21 protein-coding genes are annotated in these 22,050 nt (G+C 72.6%); 11 read left to right on the top strand and 10 right to left on the bottom strand.

The annotated features are described in order from the left end of the window. Positions 1 to 86 precede the first annotated feature (86 nt). The 3 genes from SOM13_RS00810 to SOM13_RS00800 are packed head-to-tail and all read left to right on the top strand — an operon-like array spanning position 87 to position 3,082. A complete protein-coding gene (locus SOM13_RS00810) occupies positions 87 to 1,208 on the top strand; it encodes a DUF2092 domain-containing protein (protein WP_320478639.1) in 1,122 nt (373 codons plus the stop codon). A gap of 10 nt (positions 1,209 to 1,218) precedes the next feature. Beyond that, complete coding sequence (locus SOM13_RS00805; RefSeq protein WP_320478638.1) at positions 1,219 to 2,217, top strand: ABC transporter ATP-binding protein; 999 nt, start codon at positions 1,219 to 1,221, stop codon at positions 2,215 to 2,217. Then, complete coding sequence (locus SOM13_RS00800; protein ID WP_320478637.1) at positions 2,204 to 3,082, top strand: ABC transporter permease; 879 nt, start codon at positions 2,204 to 2,206, stop codon at positions 3,080 to 3,082. Before SOM13_RS00805 ends, SOM13_RS00800 begins: the two co-directional genes overlap by 14 nt. 21 nt (positions 3,083 to 3,103) lie before the next feature. Here the strand turns inward: SOM13_RS00800 and SOM13_RS00795 are convergent, their stop codons facing one another. Genes SOM13_RS00795 through SOM13_RS00765 form a run of 7 tightly spaced genes read right to left on the bottom strand, consistent with a single transcriptional unit; the run spans position 3,104 to position 11,995 of the window. Next, positions 3,104 to 4,030: an acetamidase/formamidase family protein gene (locus SOM13_RS00795; RefSeq protein WP_320478636.1), complete on the bottom strand. Its 927-nt coding sequence runs from the start codon at positions 4,028 to 4,030 to the stop codon at positions 3,104 to 3,106. Then, positions 4,027 to 4,959: a GntR family transcriptional regulator gene (locus SOM13_RS00790; protein ID WP_320478635.1), complete on the bottom strand. Its 933-nt coding sequence runs from the start codon at positions 4,957 to 4,959 to the stop codon at positions 4,027 to 4,029. The genes SOM13_RS00795 and SOM13_RS00790 overlap by 4 nt, the downstream gene beginning before the upstream one ends. Next, positions 4,940 to 6,607: a dipeptide ABC transporter ATP-binding protein gene (locus SOM13_RS00785; protein ID WP_243215765.1), complete on the bottom strand. Its 1,668-nt coding sequence runs from the start codon at positions 6,605 to 6,607 to the stop codon at positions 4,940 to 4,942. The genes SOM13_RS00790 and SOM13_RS00785 overlap by 20 nt, the downstream gene beginning before the upstream one ends. Next, positions 6,591 to 8,507, bottom strand: a complete 1,917-nt coding sequence (locus SOM13_RS00780) for a gamma-glutamyltransferase family protein (RefSeq protein WP_414655501.1) — start codon at positions 8,505 to 8,507, stop codon at positions 6,591 to 6,593. Before SOM13_RS00780 ends, SOM13_RS00785 begins: the two co-directional genes overlap by 17 nt. A 5-nt stretch (positions 8,508 to 8,512) precedes the next feature. Next, positions 8,513 to 9,388, bottom strand: a complete 876-nt coding sequence (locus SOM13_RS00775; RefSeq protein WP_320478634.1) for an ABC transporter permease — start codon at positions 9,386 to 9,388, stop codon at positions 8,513 to 8,515. Continuing rightward, positions 9,388 to 10,341, bottom strand: coding sequence for an ABC transporter permease (locus tag SOM13_RS00770; protein ID WP_320478633.1), 954 nt, complete (start codon positions 10,339 to 10,341; stop codon positions 9,388 to 9,390). Before SOM13_RS00770 ends, SOM13_RS00775 begins: the two co-directional genes overlap by 1 nt. A 4-nt stretch (positions 10,342 to 10,345) precedes the next feature. Next, on the bottom strand, positions 10,346 to 11,995 hold the full coding sequence (locus SOM13_RS00765) for an ABC transporter substrate-binding protein (RefSeq protein ID WP_243215767.1): 1,650 nt from the start codon (positions 11,993 to 11,995) through the stop codon (positions 10,346 to 10,348). Between the two features lie 279 nt (positions 11,996 to 12,274). On the opposite strand from SOM13_RS00765, the gene SOM13_RS00760 reads away from it, so the two are divergent. After that, complete coding sequence (locus tag SOM13_RS00760) at positions 12,275 to 13,942, top strand: glycoside hydrolase family 53 protein (protein WP_320478632.1); 1,668 nt, start codon at positions 12,275 to 12,277, stop codon at positions 13,940 to 13,942. 197 nt (positions 13,943 to 14,139) lie between these two features. Then, positions 14,140 to 14,631, top strand: coding sequence for a MarR family winged helix-turn-helix transcriptional regulator (locus SOM13_RS00755; protein WP_192059682.1), 492 nt, complete (start codon positions 14,140 to 14,142; stop codon positions 14,629 to 14,631). Between the two features lie 119 nt (positions 14,632 to 14,750). On the opposite strand, the gene SOM13_RS00750 is transcribed toward SOM13_RS00755, so the two are convergent. After that, a complete protein-coding gene (locus SOM13_RS00750; RefSeq protein WP_320478631.1) occupies positions 14,751 to 15,446 on the bottom strand; it encodes an SDR family oxidoreductase in 696 nt (231 codons plus the stop codon). 78 nt (positions 15,447 to 15,524) lie between these two features. On the opposite strand from SOM13_RS00750, the gene SOM13_RS00745 reads away from it, so the two are divergent. Both SOM13_RS00745 and SOM13_RS00740 read left to right on the top strand, forming a co-directional pair. Then, entirely contained in the window at positions 15,525 to 15,818 is a 294-nt protein-coding gene (locus SOM13_RS00745) for a hypothetical protein (protein ID WP_192059678.1), read from the top strand. 181 nt (positions 15,819 to 15,999) lie between these two features. Beyond that, on the top strand, positions 16,000 to 16,230 hold the full coding sequence (locus tag SOM13_RS00740) for a hypothetical protein (protein WP_320477015.1): 231 nt from the start codon (positions 16,000 to 16,002) through the stop codon (positions 16,228 to 16,230). 28 nt (positions 16,231 to 16,258) lie between these two features. Here SOM13_RS00740 and SOM13_RS00735 read toward each other — a convergent pair whose 3' ends face one another. Further along, positions 16,259 to 17,884 carry an ABC-F family ATP-binding cassette domain-containing protein gene (locus SOM13_RS00735; RefSeq protein ID WP_320478630.1) on the bottom strand — a complete coding sequence of 542 codons (1,626 nt, stop codon included), beginning with the start codon at positions 17,882 to 17,884 and terminating at the stop codon, positions 16,259 to 16,261. 108 nt (positions 17,885 to 17,992) lie between these two features. Here SOM13_RS00735 and SOM13_RS00730 point away from each other — a divergent pair, with 108 nt between their 5' ends. After that, complete coding sequence (locus SOM13_RS00730) at positions 17,993 to 18,979, top strand: bifunctional methionine sulfoxide reductase B/A protein (protein ID WP_320478629.1); 987 nt, start codon at positions 17,993 to 17,995, stop codon at positions 18,977 to 18,979. 67 nt (positions 18,980 to 19,046) lie between these two features. On the opposite strand, the gene SOM13_RS00725 is transcribed toward SOM13_RS00730, so the two are convergent. After that, positions 19,047 to 19,757: a hypothetical protein gene (locus SOM13_RS00725; RefSeq protein WP_192059670.1), complete on the bottom strand. Its 711-nt coding sequence runs from the start codon at positions 19,755 to 19,757 to the stop codon at positions 19,047 to 19,049. 193 nt (positions 19,758 to 19,950) lie between these two features. Between SOM13_RS00725 and mobA the strand changes: the two genes are divergently transcribed. Genes mobA through SOM13_RS00710 form a run of 3 tightly spaced genes read left to right on the top strand, consistent with a single transcriptional unit; the run spans position 19,951 to position 22,042 of the window. Then, positions 19,951 to 20,574 carry a molybdenum cofactor guanylyltransferase gene (gene mobA / locus SOM13_RS00720; RefSeq protein ID WP_320478628.1) on the top strand — a complete coding sequence of 208 codons (624 nt, stop codon included), beginning with the start codon at positions 19,951 to 19,953 and terminating at the stop codon, positions 20,572 to 20,574. Between the two features lie 8 nt (positions 20,575 to 20,582). After that, positions 20,583 to 20,870, top strand: a complete 288-nt coding sequence (locus tag SOM13_RS00715; protein WP_197981789.1) for a DUF6457 domain-containing protein — start codon at positions 20,583 to 20,585, stop codon at positions 20,868 to 20,870. Beyond that, on the top strand, positions 20,867 to 22,042 hold the full coding sequence (locus SOM13_RS00710) for a molybdopterin molybdotransferase MoeA (RefSeq protein ID WP_320478627.1): 1,176 nt from the start codon (positions 20,867 to 20,869) through the stop codon (positions 22,040 to 22,042). Before SOM13_RS00715 ends, SOM13_RS00710 begins: the two co-directional genes overlap by 4 nt. Positions 22,043 to 22,050 lie beyond the last annotated feature (8 nt).

Raw genomic sequence — 22,050 nt, 5'->3', positions numbered from 1 at the left:
GTCTGCCAGTCATCTCCAGGGTTCACGCGTAGCCTGCCGCCCAGTCGTCGACCCGCCCGCGGTCCGATGCGAGAGGCCCGATCGTCATGAAGAAGTCAGCACGCTGGATCCCCGCCACCGCGATCCCCGTGGCCGTCATCGCCGCCGGCATCGTCGTCCCTTCGATGGCGGCCAGCGCCGACGTCGATCTGCCCGACAAGACCCCTCAGCAGGTGCTGGCACTCGCGGCGGGCAGCTCGGGCGTGGCCTTCTCGGGCACGGTCGAGCAGACGTCCGACCTCGGGCTGCCCGACATCCCCTCGTCCCTGCAGGGCGGCTCGTCGAGCGGCGAGTCGACCTCCGATGCGCTCGAGATGCTGACCGGCAGCCACACCGCCCAGGTCTTCGTCGACGGTGAGGCGCGACAGCGCGTGCAGGTGGTCGACGACCTCTCCGAGCGCGACGTCATCCGGGATGGCCGCGACCTGTGGTCGTACGACTCGACCTCGAAAGACGCCACGCACACCACGCTGCCCGACACGTCGTCCCGCGACCTGCCCGACACCCTGGCCGACGGCACGGCCGTGCCGCAGACACCGTCCGAGCTCGCCGACGCCGTCCTCGACGCCGTGGGCGACACCACGACGGTCACCAGCTCCGACGACGTGTCCGTCGCCGGTCGCGACGCGTACCGGGTCGTCCTGACCCCCGACGACGCCGACACGCTCGTCGCCCGGGCGACCCTCACCGTCGACGCCGAGACGGGTGTGCCGCTGGCCGTGACCGTCGACGCGCGGGGGCAGGACGACCCGGCCATCTCGGTGGCCCTGACCTCCGTGTCGTTCGAGACCCCCGCCTCCTCGGTCTTCGAGTTCACTCCCCCGGCCGACGCGACCGTGACCGAGGTCGCCGCGCCCGCCGAGGGCCGGGAGGCGCACGGCGGCGAGCACGCCGAGCCCGTGGTGATCGGCTCGGGCTGGTCGACCGTGGTGGGTCTCGACGGCGCGACGTCGGTCGCCGGGTCCGCCCCCGCCGACGGGTCGGCCTCGGGCGGCGACCAGGGCGACCGGTCGGCCCTGCTCGACCAGGTGATGACCCGGGTCGACGGCGGCCGGGTGCTGCAGACCTCCCTCGTCTCGATCTACCTCGGCGATGACGGGCGCGCCTTCGTGGGCGCCGTCGACACCGAGACCCTGCAGGCGGCGGTCGCGTCGGCACCCGCCGAGTGACGCCGCTCGCGTGACCCCCGCACCCCCACCGGCCGCATCGGCGGCGCCGCTGGCCATCGAGACGTCGTCGCTGACGAAGTCGTTCGGTCGGCAGCAGGCCGTCGCCGACGTCGATCTCGCCGTGCCGGCGGGCAGCGTCTACGGTTTCCTGGGGCCGAACGGCTCGGGCAAGACCAGCACGATCCGGATGCTCCTCGGGCTGACGTCGGCGACGAGCGGCGACATCAGGGTGCTCGGCGGTGCGATGCCCGACCGTGCCCGCGACGTGCTGCCCCGGGTGGGCGCCCTGGTCGAGGGACCGGCCTTCTATCCGTTCCTCTCGGGGCGGGCGAACCTGCACCGGCTCGACTCGGCCGACCGCACGGCGCCCGCGGCGACCCGCACCGCCCGGGTCGACGCAGCGCTCGATCGGGTGGGCCTCGGGCACGCCGCGTCGAAGAAGGCGCACGCGTACTCGCTCGGCATGAAGCAGCGCCTCGGCATCGCCAACGCCCTGCTCATGCCCCGTGATCTGCTGGTGCTCGACGAGCCGAGCAACGGGCTCGACCCGCAGGGCACCCGCGAGGTCCGCACCCTGATCCGCTCGCTGGCCGACGAGGGGACGACCGTCTTCGTGTCGAGCCACCTGCTGGCCGAGGTCGAGCAGATGTGCACCCACATCGGGGTCATGAGCGCGGGTCGGCTGCTCACCCAGGGCACCCTCGACGATCTCCGCGCGCTCGGCACGCACCGGGTGAGGCTGCTCACCCCCGATCCCGACGATGCGCGCGTCGTGCTCCGTCGACTCGGACTCGCCCCGGAGGCGCGGGTGCGGCCGACCGATCGGCCCGAGTCGACGGCCGCCGAGCTGATCGAGGCCGACCTCGTCGGCGACGGGCCGTCGCCGGAGGCCGTCGTGGCAGCGCTCGTCGCCGCCGACGTGCGGGTGCGCGGCTTCGAGGTCACGGGCGCCAGCCTGGAGGAGCGCTTCGTCGATCTGACCGGGGAGGGCTTCGATGTCGCCGGCTGAACCCGTGCCCGCCCCGCCGGCGGACGGCCTCCGCCGCCGCGGGACGGGGCTGTCCCTGCTCCGCAGCGAGGTCGTCGTGCTCTTCGGACGGGTGCGGACGATCGCCCTGCTCGGCGCCCTGGCGCTCATCCCCGTCCTCCTGGCGATCGCCGTGCGGGTGACGACCGAGGACGCGTCCGGCGGCTCCTCCGGAGGCCCGGCGTTCCTCGGCGACATCACGCGCAACGGCCTCTTCGTGTCGTTGACCGCCCTGACCGTGGCGATCCCGCTGTTCCTCCCCCTGACCGTCGGCGTCGTCGCGGGCGACACGATCGCGGGCGAGGCGGGTCTCGGCACCCTGCGGTACCTGCTGGTGTCGCCGGTGGGCCGGGTGCGCCTCCTGCTCGTCAAGTTCGCCGGAGCCGCGCTCTTCTGCCTGGCCGGCACCCTCGTGCTCGTGGTGTTCGGGGCCATCGCGGGCGCCGCGCTGTTCCCGGTCGGACCGGTGACCCTGCTCTCGGGCCAGACGATCGGCTACGGCGACTACGCGCTGCGGATGCTGATGATGGCGCTGTACGTCACCCTCTCGCTGCTCGGGCTGAGCGCCGTCGGGCTCTTCATCTCGACGCTCACGAGCGTGCCGGTGGGTGCCATGGCCGCCACCATCGTGCTCTCGACGGTGGCGCAGATCGTCGACGCGCTGCCGCAGCTGGACTTCCTCGACCCGTGGCTGTTCACGCACTACTGGCTGGGCTTCGCGGACCTCCTGCGCTACCCGGTGTCGTGGGCGAACTTCGCCGACAACGCCCTGCTGCAGGGCGGCTACATCCTCGTCTTCGGCGCCCTGGCCTTCGGCAGGTTCACCACGAAGGACATCCTGAGCTGAGCCGACCCGGGGGCGCTGAGGTCAGACGCCGAGGGCTCCGGTCGGCAGCAGCGCGTGGACTCCCCACGTCTGATTCGCGACCTGGGTCACCCGCAGGTCGACGACGGCGCTCGAGAGGGCCAGGGCGGTCGCCCGGTCGACGTCGAGCAGGGTCGCCAGCCACGTGACCATGGCATCGAGGGCATCACCGGTGGCGACGTCGAGATCGGCGTCGAAGCCGAACGTGATGCGCCCCGCGGGGGTCTCGGCGTGGATCGACGGGACGGGGCGGTCATCGACCAGGTCCAGCCGCACCTCCGTCGTCATCGGGCACTCGATCGCCGTGCCCCCGACCTCGCCGTCGCCCTGGGCGGCGTGCCCGTCGCCGAGGTAGACGAGGGCGTCGGCGACCTGCACGGGCAGGTAGAGCGTCGAACCCGCGACGAGCTCACGGCAGTCGATGTTGCCGCCGGCCGCAGCCCGAGGCGGGGTCGTCGAGTGCTCCCCCGGCTCCGCCGGTGCGACGCCGGTCACTCCGAGGAACGGCGCGAGAGGCACCTGCCAGCCCCGGCTCTCGACCGCGACGCCCGCGTCGGCGTCGATCTCCCAGAGCAGCCACGCCGGCGCGACGTCGGAGAGACCGAGACGGGTGGTGACAGGAGTCTCGCGACCGCCGGCGACCGTCCAGCCCCACTCGCCGGGCCGCACGTCGTCGAAGTGCACGGCGAGCGTCTGGCCGGGCCGCGCACCGCGGACGGCGATCGGACCCGTGAGAGCGTGCCCCCGCGCCTCGGCGAAGAGCCGCGGTCGCGCCTCGCCCGGCACGGTCTGCCGTTCGAGGTGCCCCGACGCGTCGAGCGACCCGACCACCACCGTGTCTCCGGCGTCGACGGCGAGGACGGGGCGGTGGTCGCGCGAGTAGACGTCGTTCGTGGTCTCGGACGTCGGGTCGAGCCGATGCCGGGTCACGACGCGCCCCCGTCGGTCGGCGCGAGGCCCGCGCCTGCGACGCCCGCGCCCGCGACGCCCACGCCCGCGGCGGCCGGCGTGTCGACGACGGGCGGGTTCGAGGCCGCGGCCGACGCGACGACCGGCGGCGTGGCCCGCAGCTCGTCCACGACCGACGCCGGCACGGTGCGACTGAGGTACCCGATGCGCGATTCGCGCACGTGCCACCCCATCCGCTCGGCCGCCCGGTCGGGGTCGCCGGCGTCGATGGCCGACAGGATGACGCGGTGGTCGGGCCAGAGCCGTTTGCCCCGCGAGAACGTGTCGAGGGCGTAGAGCCACTCGATCTTGCGCGACAGCTGACGCAGCAGGGTGGCGAGCGTGCTGCTGCCGCTCAGCTCGGCCACGCCGAAGTGGAACCGCTCGTTGAGCCCGACCAGCCGGTCGAGATCGTCGTCGGCGACCGCCTGGTCGCCGTCGGCCAGGATGCGCTCGAGCGACCGGCGGGTGCGCCACCAGTCCTCCGGCGGCGCATCGAGGGTGAACAGCCCCCGCGCCCGCGTGGCGGCCCGGCGGGCGGTGGCGATCTCGAGCGCCTCGCGCACGGCGAAGAGGTCGTCGGCCTCGTCGACGGGGATCTCCGCGACCCGCGATCCGACGTTGGGCGTCGACTCGACGAAGCCCTCGGCCTCGAGACCCCGGAGGGCCTCGCGCACCGGCACCCGCGAGACCCCGTGACGATCGGCCAGCGAGGCCTCGGTGATGCGGGTGCCCGGCTGCAGCGCCCCGGTCACGATCTCGCGTCGCACGGCGTCGAGCAGACTCACCGGCGGCGACGCGGGCTCGACCGTCGGTGACGCGGGCTCGACCGTCGCATCGGGACGCGGAGCCGAGGAGGCGCGGGTCGTCTCGTCAGGACGATCGGGTCGGTCAGACGGCCAGGCTGGCACCGGGTATCGCTCCTAGCAGTTCGTGGGTGTACTCGTCGCGGGGCGAGAGGAACACGTCGTCGACGCTGCCGCGCTCGACGATGCCGCCCCGGCGCATCACGACCACACTATGGGCGATCTGCCGCACGACGGCGAGGTCGTGCGTGATGAACAGGTAGCTGAGCCCCAGCCGGGTCTGCAGATCGGCGAGCAGATCGAGGATCTGCTCCTGCACGAGCACGTCGAGAGCCGAGACGGCCTCGTCGCAGATCAGCAGCTCGGGCTCGAGGGCGAGGGCCCGGGCGATCGCGACCCGCTGACGCTGACCGCCGGACAGCTCGTTGGGTCGGCTCTGGGCGACCGACCTCGGCAGGGCGACCTGGTCGAGCAGCTCGGCCACGCGCCTCCTGCGGGTCGACCGGTCGCCGACCCCGAAGATACGGAGCGGCTCGTCGATCAGCCGCTCGACCGGGTAGGTGGGGTCGAGCGAGCCGTACGGGTCCTGGAAGACGGGCTGCACCCGGCGTCGCAGGGCGCGACGGGCCGCCCCGCGACTGGCGGTGATGCTCTCGCCGTCGACGAGGGCCGTCCCGCTGGTCGCGGGCTCGATGCCGAGCACCATGCGGGCCAGCGTCGTCTTGCCCGACCCCGACTCGCCGACCACGGCGGTGGTCGTGCCTCGCGGCACCGCGAACGAGATGCCGTCGACGGCCCGCACGGTCTCGCCGCGGCGACCGCGCAGGCGGTACTCCTTGACCAGGTCGGTGACGGTGAGGATGTCGTCCGCGGCGGTCGGAGCGTCGTCTCCGATGGGCTCGTCCGCCCTGAGCGCGGCGGCCGCGGCGACCGTCGGGGCGGCCGCGACCAGTCGCTTCGTGTACTCGTGCTGCGGGTCGAGCAGGATCTGCCGCGGCGTCCCGGTCTCGACGACGCGGCCCTCGAGCATCACGACGATGCGGTCGGTGCGATCGGCCGCGACCCCGAGGTCGTGCGTGATGAACAGCAGCGACGTGCCGTGGGCGTCGACGAGCGTCTGCAGATGGTCGAGGATGGTGCGCTGCACCGTGACGTCGAGGGCCGAGGTCGGCTCGTCGGCGATCAGCAGCTCGGGGCGACGGGCGAGCGCGACGGCGATCAGCACGCGCTGCCGCATCCCACCCGAGAACTCGTGCGGGTACTGACCCGACCGGCGGGCCGCGTCGGGGATGCCGGCTTCGGTCATCAGCTCGACGACGCGATCGGCCACGGCCGCCCGCCCCCGGGCCCCGCCCGCCCGCAGCCCGTCGGCGATCTGGGCCCCGACGGTCATCGAGGGGTTCAGGTTGGTCGAGGGATCCTGCGGCACGAGACCGATCCGGGCGCCGCGCACCGACCGCATCCGCGCCTCCCCGGCGGTCGTCAGCTCGTCGTCGCCCAGGCGGATCGTGCCGCCCGTGATCCGCCCTGCACCCGGCAGCAGGCGCAGCACGGCCGCGACGACGGTCGACTTGCCCGAGCCCGACTGCCCGACGATGGCGACGCGCTCGCCGCGGGCCACGTCGAGATCGACGCCGTGCACGACGGGCCGGTCGCCGAACGACACCTGCAGATCGCGGACGCTCAGGAGGGGCGCGCCGGCGGACGCGTCGGTGGTCGTCGTCGAGACGGTGCGGTCAGCGTCCTGCGGCATAGGCCTGTGCTCCTCGGGGGTTGGCGGCGGCGGACAGCACGCCCGTCGCGGGGTCTCGGGTGACGCTCGACAGGCGGCCGAGCGACCAGTCGCCGGCCCGGGTGACGCGGTGTCCGCGCGACTCGAGGTCGGCGATCACGTCGTCGCCGAGGCGGTCCTCGACGACCACGCCGCCCGGTGTCCAGGTGCGCGGCCAGAACGAGCCGGGGAACGACGTGGTGTGCAGCGCGGGGGCGTCGATGGCCTGCTGGGGCGTGTACCCGCCGACGATCGTGCGCAGCAGGTAGAGCAGCTGCCACTGGTCCTGCTGGTCGCCGCCGGGCGAGCCGAGCGCGACGACCGGCCGACCGTCGCGCAGCACGAGGGTCGGGGTGAGGGTGGTGCGCGGTCGGCGACCGGGTTCGAGCGTCGACGCGGTGCCCTCGTCGAGCCAGGCCATCTGCAGACGGCTGCCGAGGCAGAAGCCGAGGGCGGGGATCGTCGGAGACGACTGCAGCCAGCCGCCCGACGGCGTCGCCGAGACGATGTTGCCCCACCGGTCGACGACGTCGATGTGGCAGGTGTCGCCGCGGGTCGCCCCCGTGGCGTCGACGACGGGCTCGGCGGAGGCCGCGGCGACGGGGTCGTCGTCGGCGGGCGTCTCGGCGAACGACCCGACGGTCGGCTCGCCGACGCCGGCGACGGCCCCGGCCGCCTCGTCGTCGGTCCGGAGCGCTGCGAGCGGCCGAGCGCCCGCGACGAGGTCGCCCGGTCGCAGCTCGAGCGACGCCCGCGCGCCGATGAGCGCACGCCGCGCCCCCGCGTACTCCGACGAGAGCAGGGCGTCGAGGGGCACGTCGTGGTCGCCGTAGTAGGCCTCGCGATCGGCCATGGCGAGCTTCTGCGCCTCGACGATCGTGTGCGCGCCGTCGGCGGTCGACGGGTCGAGCAGCTCGTCGGGAAGCGGGTCGAGCAGTGCGAGCACCTGGAGCAGCGCCGGGCCCTGCCCCCAGGCGCCGGTCTTGGCGACGGTGTGCCCGCGGAACTCCACGGTCGCCGCCGGCTCGAACCCGGCGCGGAACCCCGAGAGGTCCGAGGCGCGGATCACCCCGGCGTGATCGGTGCCCGACGAGTGACGGTGCGGGCGGCGGACGAACTCGTCGATCGAGCGGGCGACGAGCCCCTCGGCCCACTCCGTCCGGGCCGCCTCGATGCGGTCCGCGCGATCCCGGCGGGCGTCGTCGGCGACCGGCGCCGCGCCTCCTCGGCTCGTGTCGACCGCCGCGTCGGCGGACCCGCCGGCGGCGATCAGCCCCTCGAGGACGGCGGCGTAGGCCGGGTTCGTGACGAGGTCGCCGGGCTCGGGCGGGCGCCCGTCGACGAGCCAGCGGTCGGCCGAGGTGGGCCAGTGCTCGGTGAAGAGCTCGCCGACCGCGCCGATCGTCTCCGTGACGCGGGCGGTGATCGGGTGACCGTCGCGGGCGTAGCCGATGGCGTAGGCGAGCACGTCGCCGAGCTCCCATGTGCCGTGGTCGCGCAGCAGCAGCAGCCACGCGTCGACCGCACCGGGCACCGCCGCGGCGAGCGCCCCCGCTCCCGGCACGAGGTCGAGGCCCTCGGCGCGGTAGTGCTCGACGGTGGCCGCGGCCGGTGCGGGCCCCTGACCCATCAGCACGGTCGGGGCGCCCGGGGCGTCGGCGGTGGCGAAGACGGCCGTCAGGTCGCCGCCCGGTCCGTTGAGGTGGGGTTCGACGACGTGCAGCACGAAGGCGCCGGCGACGGCGGCGTCGAACGCGTTGCCGCCGCGTTCGAGCACGGCCTGGGCCGAGGCGGTCGCGAGCCAGTGGGTGCTGGCCGTCATGCCGAAGGTGCCGACCAGATCGGGGCGGGTGGTGAACGCCGGAGGCGCGGTGTAGGTCACTGGGGTCAGTTCCGTTCGCTGGAGGTCGGGTCGAGCGCATCGCGCAGCGCGTCGCCGAAGAGGTTGAAGCCGAGGCAGATCGCGGCGATCGCGAGACCGGGCACCACGGCGGCGGTGGGCGCCCGCCCGAGGTACTGCTGCGCGTCGCTGAGCATGATGCCCAGACTGGCCGTCGGCGGCTGGATGCCGAGTCCGAGGAACGACAGCAGCGCCTCGCCGATGACCGCGACCGGCATGATGACCGTGGCCTGCACGATGATCGCCGAGACGCAGTTCGGCAGCACGTGGGTGAAGATCACCCGGAGGCCGGTGGCGTCCATCGTGCGGGCGCCGAGCACGAAGTCGGTCGACGCGATGCGCATCGTCTCGCCGCGCACCACGCGGATCATCGTCGGGATCTGCGCGATGCCGAGGGCGACGATCGCGTTGCCGAGACTCGGTCCGCTGATCGCGGCGAGCGCCACCGCGATGATCAGGAACGGGAACGCGAGCATGACGTCGGTCAGGCGCCCGATGACGCCGTCGAGCCAGCGCCAGTATCCGGCGAGCAGCCCGAGGGGCGTGCCGACGACCACGGCGAGCAGCACGCTGAGGACGCCGACGACGAGCGAGACCCGGATGCCGTAGAGCATGCGCGAGAGGATGTCGCGGCCGAGGTCGTCGGTGCCGAGCAGGTAGCCGACCGTGCCGGGCTGCTGGAACGGCGCGGCGAAGTTGACCTCGGTGGGGCCGTGCGGGGCGATCAGCGGCGCGAGGACGCCGAGGAGGAGCACCACGAGCAGCATGACGCCGCCGGCGACGCCGAGACGGTTGCGTCTCAGCTGGCCCCAGACGCGGCCTCGGGCGGAGCCCAGCTCGGCCTGGATCGGGATGACGGTCATCAGGAGGCTCCTCCGACTCGGATGCGCGGGTTCAGGACGCTGTACAGCACGTCGACGACGAGGTTGATCACGATGTAGCCGAGGGTGATGACGAGCACGACGGCCTGGACGACGGGGTAGTCGCGGGTGAAGACCGAGTCGAGGGTGAGCTTGCCGAAGCCCGGCAGCGCGAAGATGCGCTCGGTGACGACGGCCCCCGAGATGAGACCGCCGAGCTGCAGTCCGACGATGGTGACCACCACGATCATCGAGTTGCGGAGGCCGTAACGCATCAGCACGCGCCCCCGGCCGAGGCCCTTGGCGCGGGCGGTGCGGACGTAGTCGGTCTTCATCGTCTCGATCATCGAGGCCCGGGTCTGCCGCATGATCACCGCGGCGAGCGACGTGCCGAGGATGAGGGCCGGCAGGGTCAGATGGATGAGGGCCTGGAACGGATCGACCGACACGGGCACGTAGCCGGAGGCCGGGAACAGCCCCAGCCCGACCGCGAGCCAGAGGATGGCGAGGATGCCGAGCCAGAAGTTCGGCACGCTGAGACCGACCAGGGCGGCCGCGTTGGCCATCCACTCGGGCCAGCGGCCGCGGTACCGCTCGGCGATCACGCCGAGCGCCACCCCGACGATCACGGCGACGACGATCGCGTAGAGCGAGAGCCAGAGCGTGACCGGCAGGGTCGTGGCGATCAGCTCGGTCACCGGCGTGCCGGTGCGGGTCGACTCGCCGAAGTCGCCGGTGAGGAAGTTGCCGGCGAATCGGAGGTACTGGACCACGAGCGAGTCGTCGAGTCCGAGGTCGGTGCGGATGGCCGCGACGCGCTCGGGCGACGCCTCCTCACCCGCCAGGGCGAGGGCCGGGTCGCCCGGCAGCTGCCGGACGCCGACGAACACGACGATCGAGGCGAGCACCAGGGTCAGCACGGACTGCCACAGGCGGGTGAGGAGGTAGCGGGCCATCGGGTCAGTCCGCCTCGACGAAGGCGGCGTTGCTGAGGCGGACCACGCCGTCGGCGAAGGTGGAGACGCCGGCGATCTCGTTCGACAGCGCGGTCAGGCTGCGGACCCGGTAGAGGTAGATGATCGGGTCGTCCTCCTGCACCTGGGCGACGGCCTGACCGTAGAGGTCGGCGCGCTCGTCGACGTCGTTGGTCGCGGCGGCACGGGTCAGCAGGTCGTCGACCTCCTCCGAGCTGTAGCCGCTGTAGTTGTTGCCGCCGCCCGTCGAGAGGAAGTTGTACGTGTTGCCGTGCGGGTCGACGCGGCCCGACCAGCCGAGCTGCAGCGCCTCGAAGTCGCCTCGGGTCTGCACGTCGAGCAGGGTGGAGTACTCGACCGGCGTGATCGTCAGCTCGAAGCCGCCCTCGGCCACCTGGGCCTGCAGCGCCTGGGCGAACCGCACGGTGTCGGCGTTGTTGCTCACCTGCATGTCGATCGCGTACGGCGTCTCGACGCCGGCGTCCTCCAGCATCTGACGGGCGGCCTCCGGGTCGTACTCGGGGCAGGCGTCGCTGGCGTCGGTGGCGAACGGGCTGTCGGGCGAGATCGGCGAGCAGGCGGGGTCGTACAGACCGCCGAAGATCGACGAGACGAGCGACTCGCGGTCGATCGACATCGACAGGGCCTGCCGCACCGTCGCGTCGGAGGCGAGCGGGGTGTCGATCTGCACGGGGTCGGTGCCGACGCCGTCCTGGTTGCCGATGTTAACCGTCAGGCCCTGGTAGCCCAGCGAGCCGACCTCGAGCACGGTGAGCGCGTCGTCCGCCTTGAGCGACTCGACGTCCTGGGTCGACATCGAGTCGGCGACCTGCACATCGCCCGACTGCAGGTTCGCCGCGCGGATGCTCGCGTCGGTGATGATGCGGTAGGTGATGGAGTCGAAGTGGACGTTCTCGGCGTCGTAGTAGAGCGGGTCGCGCTCGACCGTGATCGAGGTCTGCGGCACCCGGTCGGCGAACTTGAACGGACCGACGCAGACCGGGGCGTCGCCGAAGTCGTCGCCCTGCGCCTCGAGGGCCGTGGGCGACATGATCATGCCGGCGCGGTCGGCCAGCGCGGCCGTCAGGGGCGCGAAGGGCTCCGAGTACTCGATCTCGACCTCGTCGTCGCCAGTGGCCGTGATGCCCGTGATCGGCCCGAGCTCGCTGCGGCGCGACGAGTCCTCCTTGTCGAGGGCGCGCTGCAGCGTCGTCACGACGGCGTCGGCGTCGAGGGGCGTGCCGTCGGCGAAGACGGCGTCGGTGCGGACGGGGAAGCTCACCGTCAGTCCGTCGTCGGAGACCGTGGGCAGCTCGGTGGCGAGCATCGGCACGATCTGACCCTCGGCGTCGATGTCGTAGAGCTTCTGGCACATCGTCTCCATGACGTACCGGGTGTAGAGGGACGACGAGGTCGTCGGGTCGAGCCGGTCGGGCTCGGCCGAGAGGGCCATCACGAGGTCGCCGCCCTCGACGATCGTCTGGTCGCCGATGGCCGCGGTCGAGACGTCGTCGCGGGTCTCGTCGGAGGTGTCGGTGGTCTGGACGGCCTGGCAGCCGGTCACGGCGAGGGCCAGACCGAGGGCGGCCGCGGGCAGCGCGAGCACCCGGCGGCGGGAGTACGGGGAGCGGGACATGCGTGATCCAATGCTCGGGGTCGGGGCGAAGTGGATTGAATACAATCAGCCCCGATGACGCCCCTTCGTATACATCTTGTTACGACCGTGTAAAACGTCGCGGACCCGAGGAGGCGCGGGTCGACACCTCGAGACCCGCCAAACTGGGATCGATAACAGGCCCACAACCCGTCGCATCCGCTTGCATTAAAGGCGCGTGGTCTTCCCCGAACCAGACAGGTCGTGCTAGAACTGGGAGCGCACACAGTCATGTGCGCTCATCGTCAAGGAGGACGACCGATGTCTCGATCCCATCGACCCACCCATCCGCTCCCGATCTCGCGGAGGCGGCTCGGCGTCGCCACCGGGGCGTTCGTGCTGACGGCGGCGCTCTGCGGAGGGCTCGCGCCGGCCGTCCCGGCATCGGCGGCATCGGCGGACGACTCGACCCGCGCCTCCCGGGTCGCGGTCGCGAACCCCGGCTTCGAGTCCGGCCTGTCGGGCTGGGTCTCGAAGGGGAAGGGCACGGCCGCGCTCGAGACCGGCGGCCACGACTCCCCCACGCGCCTGACCCACCACCTGCCCTCGGCCGGTCAGGCGACGACGACCCAGAAGGTCAAGAAGGTCGCCCCCGGCTGGTGGACGTTCTCGGCCTGGGTCAAGAGCGGTGGCACGACCGGGTCGAGCACGCTCTCGCTGACCGGCTGCGGCCAGGGCTCGAGCAAGGACGCCGCGGGCACGACGGTCGTCCCCTCGACCGAATCCGACGACGGCTGGCTGCACCTCTCGGTGTCGGCCGAGGTCACCCACAGCCAGTGCACGCTGACCCTCACGACGGCGGGCGACGCCGGCTCGTGGGCGAGCATCGACGACGTCACGTTCACGCCGGGCCGGGTCACGCGGGAGATCCGCGGAGCCGACCTGTCGGGTCTGCCCCGCAACGAGGACAAGGGCGCGGTCTACCTCGACGTGCAGGGCCGACCGACCGACGCCGTCGAGCAGATCTCGGCGGCCGGGGCCAACATGGCGCGGCTGAAGGTCTGGGTCGACCCGACCGACGGCTACAACGACCAGGACGACGTGGTCGCCATGGCGAAGCGCATCGAGGCCTCGGGCATGGAGCTGCTCGTCGACTTCCACTACTCGGACCGCTGGACGGATCCGGGTGCGCAGACGATGCCGAAGGCCTGGGTCGGGCTGTCCGCACCCGAGGTCGCGACGCGGATCCACGACCACACGCGCAGCGTGCTCGACGCGCTGGCGGTCGAGGGCATCACGGCCGACGCCGTGCAGGTCGGCAACGAGATCAACCCCGGCATGGTGTGGCCGCTCGGCCAGACCTGGGACGTCGACCCGAGCGACGGGGTGAGCGGGGCCCAGTGGGACAACCTCGCGATGTTCCTCTCCGCAGGGTCCGCCGCCGTGCGCGAGGTGTCGCCCGACACCGACGTCGTGCTGCACCTCACGAACATCAACAACGGCATCGACGGGCTGACCTGGTGGTTCGACCAGGCCACCGCGCGCGGCGTCGACTTCGACGTGATCGGCCTGTCGTACTACTCGTACTGGCACGGCAGCCTCAGCGACCTGCAGCAGGCCGTGACGGTGCTGACCGCGCGGTACGACCGCGACGCCCTCGTCGTCGAGACCTCGTACCCCTGGACCCTCGCCGACGACCCCGACCACACCTGGGAGAACGTCGTCGCGCAGGCCTCGATGCTGACGGCCGGCTACCCCGCGACCCCCGCCGGTCAGGCCGCGAACTTCCGTGCCGTGCAGGACGTCGTGGCCTCCGCCCCCGGCGGGCGCGGCACCGGCGTCGTCGCGTGGGAGCCCGCGTGGACGGCCGTCGACGGCGCCGGCTGGGACCCGGACGACCCGACCTCGGGCAACGCCTGGGAGAACCAGGCCATGTGGGACTTCGACGGACGCCCGCTGCCGGCCCTCGACGAGTACGCCGCCGACTGACGTCGGCCGCCGACGGCCCCGAGGAGGCGCGGTGCGCGATCGCGTGCACCGCGCCTCCTCGGCCGCTCCCGGCGGCGACCCTCTCGGGCGGTCGTCGTCCGCTTCGCGAGAGCCCGGGTCGCCCGCCCCGTGGCTGACAGCGTCCCCGGCGTGCGTGGGGCATGATCGAGAGACCCTGAGACTCGATTGGACCAGTTGTGACCACCAGCGACGAAGTCGACCTGATCATCGACGCGTGGGCGCGGGTGCGACCCGACATCGACTTCGCCCCGCTCGACGTGTTCTCGCGACTGCGGCGCATCTCGCGGCGACTCGACCGTCTGCGCGCCGAGGCGTTCCGGCACGCCGACCTCGAGATCTGGGAGTTCGACGTGCTGTCCACGCTGCGACGAGCGGGCGATCCGTTCCAGCTGTCGCCGAAGGACCTCGTCGCGGCGACGATGGTCACGAGCGGCACGATGACGAACCGGCTCGACCGCCTGATGGAGCGAGAGCTCGTCGAGCGGCACTCCGACCCGCGCGACGGCCGCGCCGCGCTGATCCGCATCACACCCGCCGGCGTCGAGCGCGTCGACGCGGCGATGAGCCTGCTGGTCCAGGTCGAGCGGGCCCCGCTGGACTCCCTCTCGGCGCATCAGCAGGCCGAGCTCGCCGAGCTGCTGCGCGTGCTCGGGGCCGAGTTCGCCTGAGGCGCTCAGGCGCGTCTCCCGGGTGCGCGGCGCTACGGCACCGCGTTGCGTGCATCGCACCGCGTCACGCCGAGGTGCGATGCTCACGGCGCGGTGCGGCGTGGCGCCGTGCGGCGAGGTCAGTCGCGGGCGGGCGTGAACGCCGAGCTGGGGAGGTCCTTCTCGCCGTCGACGATGGCACGGACGATGCGCGCGGCGACGTCGTCGGGGTCGAGCGCCGCGCCGAAGGCGGGCGCGGTGCCCTCGACGGCGCGGGTCGCGAGCCCCGTGTCGGTGTGACCGGGTCGCGCATCGAGCACGCGGACGCCCCGGCGGCGGTACTCGCGGGAGGCGGCGGAGACGAACGCCGCCAGCCCCGCCTTCGAGGCGGAGTACGCGGCCATGCCGGCCGTCGGCGACTCGCTGACCACGCCACTGATCGTGACGACGAAGGGCTCGCGCCCGGCGGCGGCCGACTCGGCGAGCGCCTGCGACGCGTCGCGCAGCGCTCGAATCGGGCCGAGCGTGTTCGTCTCCACGAGCTCGGCGAGCGTGTCGTCGGACACCTCGTCGGCCGGCCCGAAGGCGACGACGCCGGCTGCGACGACGACGCCGTCGAGACGACCGTGCGCCTGGAGCGCGGCGGCGACCAGCGACGCGGCGCCCTGCTCGGTGCGGAGATCGGCGAGGTAGGCGTCCGGGCCCGACAGCGAGTCGGGGCGGCGTGCGGCGCGAACCACGCGCGCTCCCTCGTCCTCCAGCATGGCGGCGATCCGCGAGCCGAGCCCGCCGGAGGCGCCGAGGACGAGCACGACGGCGTCGTTCAGATCGGTCATGGCCGGAGCCTACGCCGGGGTGACACCATGGAGGCGCGGGTCGACACCGGCCCGACCGTCGCCGCCGAGAGGAGCCCCGTGACGAACGATCCGACGCGGATGCGCGACCAGCCCGCGCTCCGCACCTCGACCGGCACCGAGTGGCTCGTGATCGGGCTCGTGCTCGCCGGCATCAGCGTCGCCGTCCTGCTCTTCCAGGATCATGCGACGTCCGACGTGGTGGCCGCCGTCGTCGTCGCGCTCTACGTGGCCATGCTGGTCGTCCGCGTCACCGTGAGGCCGCGGCGCCCGCGCGTCACCGCGCTCGCCGTGCTGCTCGCGCTCATCCCTGTCGTCACCATCGCCGAGCTGCTGGCCCTGATCGTGCTCTGATCCGGTCTCTCCCGGTGCTGCGGCGGGTTCCCGTCCTCCGCGGCGGGTCATCGCCGACCCGCCGTCGATGACGGGAACCCGCCGAAGCAGTAGCGGAGGCTCGAGCGTCACGCCGGGCGGGTCCGCCGCAGCAGCAGCGAGGGCCCGAGCGGCACGCCGGGCGGGTACGTAGCATCGAGTGATGACCCCCGCAGCGCATCACGAGAACCAGTTCATCGCCGTCCTGCAGGGCGGCCCCTTCGACGGTCAGGAGCACGAGATCGACGTGGTCGACGGATCGATCCAGGACACCCTCTCGCTGCCGCAGACCGACACCGAGGTGCTGGCGAACTACAGCCGGGAGGACTCCCGGGTCGACGACGACGGTGTGCAGCGCATCGACTTCCGGTTCATCGAGGACACCTACAGCTGAGCCGAGCCCGCCGCGGGTCGCGTGGCCCTCAGACGGCGCTGAGCGCGAGCTCTCCGCGGCTCGCACCTTCGGCGCCGAAGACGAGTCGGCGGTTCGCGACCTTCTCGCTGAAGAACCGGTCGTGACTGACGACGACCACCGCCCCCGGGAAGTGGACGAGCGCGCGCTCCATCACCTGGGTGCTCGCCATGTCGAGGTGGTTGGTCGGCTCGTCGAGCAGCAGCACGGACGCCCCCGACAGCAGGCACTGGGCCATGGCCACGCGGGCCCGCTGGCCGCCCGACAGCGCGCCGATGCGCTGTTGCAGGTCGGCGTCCGAGAACTGGAACATCGCGAGGAACCGACCCACCGACTTCTTGGTGGCTCGCAGGGCCAGGCTGTCGGGCATCGCGTTCACCGAGTGGGTGACCGTGTCGGCGTCGTCGAGGTCGGCGAGCACCTGGTTGTAGGACACGACCTTCGCGCCGCCGGCCCAGTCGATGCGCCCGTGGTCGGCCTTCTCCTCGCCGGTCAGCACGCGCAGCAGCGTGCTCTTCCCGCTGCCGTTCGCGCCCACGACGACGAGGCGATGCCCGCGGCGGATCTCGAGATCGAGATCGTCGAACAGGACCTTGTCTCCGTAGGACTTCCCGAGACCGTCGATGCGGCAGAGGACGTCCTTGACGTGCAGACCGCCGTAGATCTCGGTGATGATCTGGTCGACGGGGCGCGGGGTGCGCTGCTTCTTGATCTTCGCCAGGTCTTTCGTGAGCCCGCCCGCGCCTCCGGACTTGGCGTTCTTCGCCGCCTTCGCGGCCTCGCGGCGGTCGCTGATGCCCTCCGACTCGAACGCGAGCAGCTCGGACTCGTGCGCGAACTGCTGCTCGAGGTTCTTCAAGCGGAACTGCTTCTGCACCACGTACTCGCCGAAGTCGCCGGGGTACTCGTGCAGGTGGAAGTTCTCGACCTCGACGATGCGGGTGACCACCTGGTCGAGGAACCGACGATCGTGCGACACGACGATCGCGGCCCCGCGGAAGTCGCGGAACCACTGCTCGAGCCACTCGACGCCCGCGACGTCGAGGAAGTTCGTGGGCTCGTCGAGCAGCAGCACGTCGGGCTGCTGCAGCAGGATCTTGGCGAGGGCCGCCCGGTTGCGCCAGCCGCCGCTCAACGAGTCGATCGGCGTGGTGCGGTGAGCGGGGTCGAAGCCGAGCACCGTGAGCGCGGTGTCGATGCGCCGGGGGTACTCCCACCCGTCGAGGCGGTCCATCTCGGCGAAGAGCTCGGACTGCCGATCGATCAGCCGGGTCAGCTCGTCACCCTGCGCAGGGTCCATCGCGGCGACGGCGATGGCCGAGTCGATGTCGGCCAGCTCGGTCTCCATCGCGCGGATCTCGTCGAAGAGCCCCTCGAGCACCTCGGTGACCGTCGCGGTGCCGTCGAGCTCGCTGAACTGCGAGAAGTAGCCGAGCCTGGTGCCGTCGTCGACGACGACGGTGCCCTCGTCGGGCTGCACCTGATCGAGCACGAGCTTCAGCAGCGTCGACTTGCCCGACCCGTTGCGCCCGATCAGCCCCACCCGGTCGCCCATCTCGAGACGGAAGAACGCCTCGCGCAGCACGGGTCGGTTCTCGAAGCGGACGGTGACGTCGTTCAGACGGATCAAGCTCATGCCCACCAGTCTCGCAGCCGCCGTCGGAACACCCGCGCCCCGACCGGTGTTGACCCCTCTGGAGTCACGCCCACCTCACCTGTGGAGGGACGGCTCCGAACAGGAGGCATGATGTCGAACGACTACCGGAAAGACCCCGACGCCCTCGCCCGGCTCACCCCGACGCAGCGTCGCGTCACGCAGGACGGCGGCACCGAGCCCGCGTTCCGCAACGAGTTCTGGGACTCCACCGACGCGGGCATCTACGTCGATCTCGTCTCGGGCGAACCCCTCTTCGCCTCGGTCGACAAGTTCGACAGCCGGAGCGGCTGGCCGAGCTTCACCCGCCCGATCGACGCCGAGAACGTCGTCGAGAAGCGCGAGGGGATGTTCTTCCTGCGGCGCACCGAGGTACGGTCGGCAGCGGGCGACAGCCACCTCGGTCACGTCTTCGCCGACGGCCCCACGGCGACCGGCGGCCTCCGTTACTGCATCAACTCGGCCGCTCTCCGCTTCGTCCCATACAGCTCTCTCGAAACCGAAGGATACGGTGCCTACATGACGCTCTTCTCCCCCGAATCCACTCCCGCGCCCAGCGGCACCACCGAGACGGCGATCCTCGCCGGCGGCTGCTTCTGGGGCGCCCAGCAGCTCCTCCGCCGTCGGCCCGGCATCGTGTCGACCCGCGTCGGCTACTCGGGCGGCAGCGTGAAGAACGCGACGTACCGCAACCACGCCGGTCACGCCGAGGCCGTCGAGATCGTCTTCGACCCGGGTCTGACCTCGTACCGCGAGATCCTCGAGTTCTTCTTCCAGATCCACGACCCGTCGACGAAGGACCGTCAGGGCAACGACGTGGGCGACAGCTACCGTTCGGCGATCTTCTTCACGACCGACGAGCAGCGCGCCACGGCCCTCGACACCATCGCCGACGTCGACGCCTCGGGCATCTGGCCCGGCAAGGTCGTCACCGAGGTCGCCCCGGCCGGCGACTTCTGGGAGGCCGAGGAAGAGCACCAGGACTACCTCGAGAAGGACCCGTTCGGCTACACCTGCCACTTCATCCGTCCGGGCTGGGTGCTGCCGAAGCGCGACCAGGCGGTCGCCGCGGGCTGACCCGTGACCTGCAGGAGGCGCGGTGCCGGTCGACCCGGCACCGCGCCTCCTGCCTGTCCGCCCGCTCTCAGCCCCAGATGCGCGTGACGATCGAGCCCATCAGATCGTCGGTCGGCACGTTCGCCTGGACGACCGTGACGACGACGCCGTCGCGGACCAGCACGGTATCGCTCATCTCGACGCCGTACATCTCGTCCTCCGTCGTGTACTGGCAGAACGACCCGCCGTAGCCGTCGGAGCAGTCGTAGGCGACGCCGTCGAGCCAGAACACCGTGCTGGGCTCGCGGAACTCCGCCAACCACGCCGGGTAGGCCTCGGCGGTCGCGGCGTCGACGACCGACACGGTGACGCGCAGACCGGTGATGTCGGCCCGAGGGTCGCGCCATCCGCAGCGGAGCACGCCGGCGGCGTCGACCTTCTCGCGGAGATCGGCATCGGCAGCCGGCGTCGTGGGGGTCACCTGACCCATCGGGCCCTGGTACTGCACCGGGTCGTTCAGGGGCGCGTCGCCCATCGTGGCGGCGTAGGTCTCGGCGTCGACCACGTCGGTGCAGTCGGTCGGGATCGAAGCGGATGCCGGCTCGACCGCATCGGTCGGAGCCGGGCTCGCAGGGGGCGTGGCGGTCGGCGCCGTCGCGACCTCCGTCGCGACCGGCGACGGCGACGACGACGTCGTCGCGTCCATCGACGGGTCGGGGTCGACGGGCGACGAGGTGCAGCCCGCCAGCAGTGCCGCGCCTGCAGTGGCGACCGCCAGGCCCGTCAGGATGCGCTTCATGTTCTACCTCCGTGGTGCCGCAGACCGGCGGTGTCGGGACGACCCCCGGCCGCTGCCCCGAGACTATTGGCGGAGCGGGTCGTCGCTCCTCGCCCGTCAGGATGACACGTGTCGTCCGGAAGGCTCGACGTCGGAGCCCGCTGGCACGGCCCCGTCGTGGCCGCGCCCGGTCTCCACCGCGCAGGATGGTCGCATGCTCCCCGCCTTCGACGCCGTCCTGCTCGCCGGCGGGCGCGCCTCCCGCGTGGGCGGGGTCGACAAGACGGCGTTCACGACCCGGGGCGTGACCCTGTTGTCGGAGGCCGTGGAGGCCGCATCGGGTGCGGCGACCCTGGTGGTCGTCGGCGCCCGCGACGGGGCCGTCCTCCCCGCCGACGCGATATCGACCCGCGAGGATCCACCGTGGTCGGGCCCGGTGGCCGCCCTCGCCGCCGGGCTCGGCGCCGTGGACGATCCGTCGCCGACGACCCTCGTGCTGGCCTGCGATCTGCCCCGCGCCTCCGCCGCCGTCCACGCCCTCCGACAGGGGCGGAGCGTGTCGTACGACACCGGCGACGGCCTGATCGCCCTCGACGGCGACGGACGTCGGCAGCCGCTGCTCGCGCTCTACCGCACGGCCGCCCTGCACGATCGGCTCGACGCGCTCCTCGCCGACGAGCCGCTGGCCGGACTCTCGATGCGACGACTGCTCGACGGACTCGACCTCGACGAGGTCGCGCTCGACGACGCGCTCTGCGCCGACGTCGACACGCCCGCCGACGCCGAACGGCTGGGCGTGCGACCCGCGTCGACCCCGATGTCACCGGCTGCTGGTTGAGTGTGCACATGACCGACACCCCCTCCGAACTCGACGACTGGGCCGCTCGACTGACGACCGCCCTGGGTCTGCCCGCCGACACCGTGATCGACGTCGCGACCGTGCTCGATCTGGCCCGAGACGCCGCGCACAACGTGGCCCGACCGGCCGCACCCCTCACCACGTACCTGGTCGGCTACGCCGCGGGTCTGGCCGGCGGCACCGAAGCCGACGTCGCGCGGGCCGTGGCGATCGCCACCGAGCTCGCGACCGGGGCGACCGCGGGCGACCCGAACCCGGGCGATCCGACCGCGTGACGCTCGTCCGCGCCGACTGGCAGGCCGCTCGCACCGCCGCGCACGAGGCCGGTCTCTCCCTCCGCGGTGACGCCGAGCGGGTCGGTCTCGATCAGGCGGTCGACCGCACCCTCGCCGAAGACCTCCGTGCGCTGGCGTCCGTGCCCGGCTTCGACGCCTCCGCGATGGACGGCTGGGCGGTCCGCGGCGGTGGGCCCTGGCGGCTCGGTCCGCCGATCGTCGCGGGGCCGGTCGATCCCGTCGAGCCTGGTCTCGACACCGGCACCGCCCGGCCGATCACGACGGGCGCCGTCATCCCCGTCGGCACCGACCGCGTGCTGCGCTCGGAGTCCGGGCTGATCGTCGACGGCCTGCTCACGGCCGTCGGCGAACCGGCGGCTCCTCCGCAGCACATCCGCCGCGCCGGCGAAGAGGCCCGACCCGGCGACCTGCTCTTCGTCGGCGGCACCCGTCTCACCCCCCCGCGCGTGGCGGTGGCGGCCGTCTCCGGGCTCGACGACGTCGCCGTCGTCGCGAGACCCCTGGTGGCCGTCGCCGTGCTCGGCGACGAGATCGTGCCGTCGGGTGTGCCGCGACCGGGCAGCGTGCGCGACGTCTTCTCAGTGCCGGTGCCGCGCCTCCTGCAGTCCCTCGGGGCGGGCGAGGTGTCGAGCGAGCGGGTCGCCGACGATCTCGAGGCCACGATCGCAGCCCTCGATCGCCCCGACGCCGCTCTCGTCGTCACGACGGGCGGCACGGCGCACAGCAGCACCGACCACGTCCGGGCGGCGCTCGACCGTCTCGGCGCCGAGCTGGTCGTCGACGGGATGGCGATGCGCCCCGGGCAGCCGCTGCTCGTCGCTCGGCGCGGCAGCACACTCCACCTCTGCCTGCCCGGCAATCCGATGGCCGCGTTCGTCGGGCTCGTCGTGGTCGGGGCGCCTCTGATCGGGGGGCTGCTCGGGCGGCGACCCGCGCCTCCTCGGCAGGTGACCCTCGCCGTCGACGTGCCGCACCCGCGCTCGGGCGTGCTCGTGCAGGCGTACCGCGACACGGTCGACGGTGCGCTGCCGACCGTGCGGCAGTCGTCGGCAATGCTGCGCGGTCTGGCCGACGCCGACGGTCTGCTGATCGTGCCCGAGGGCGGCGCCCGGGCCGGCGAGATCGTGCCGGCGCTGGCGCTCCCATGGTGATCTGCGGC

Origin of the sequence: Frigoribacterium sp. CFBP9030 (assembly GCF_034045195.1) — a bacterium.
In the GTDB taxonomy this organism is placed as follows: domain Bacteria; phylum Actinomycetota; class Actinomycetes; order Actinomycetales; family Microbacteriaceae; genus Frigoribacterium.
The sequence above is the reverse complement of the archived record's forward strand: the minus strand, read 5'-3'. Positions and strand labels throughout refer to the sequence as shown.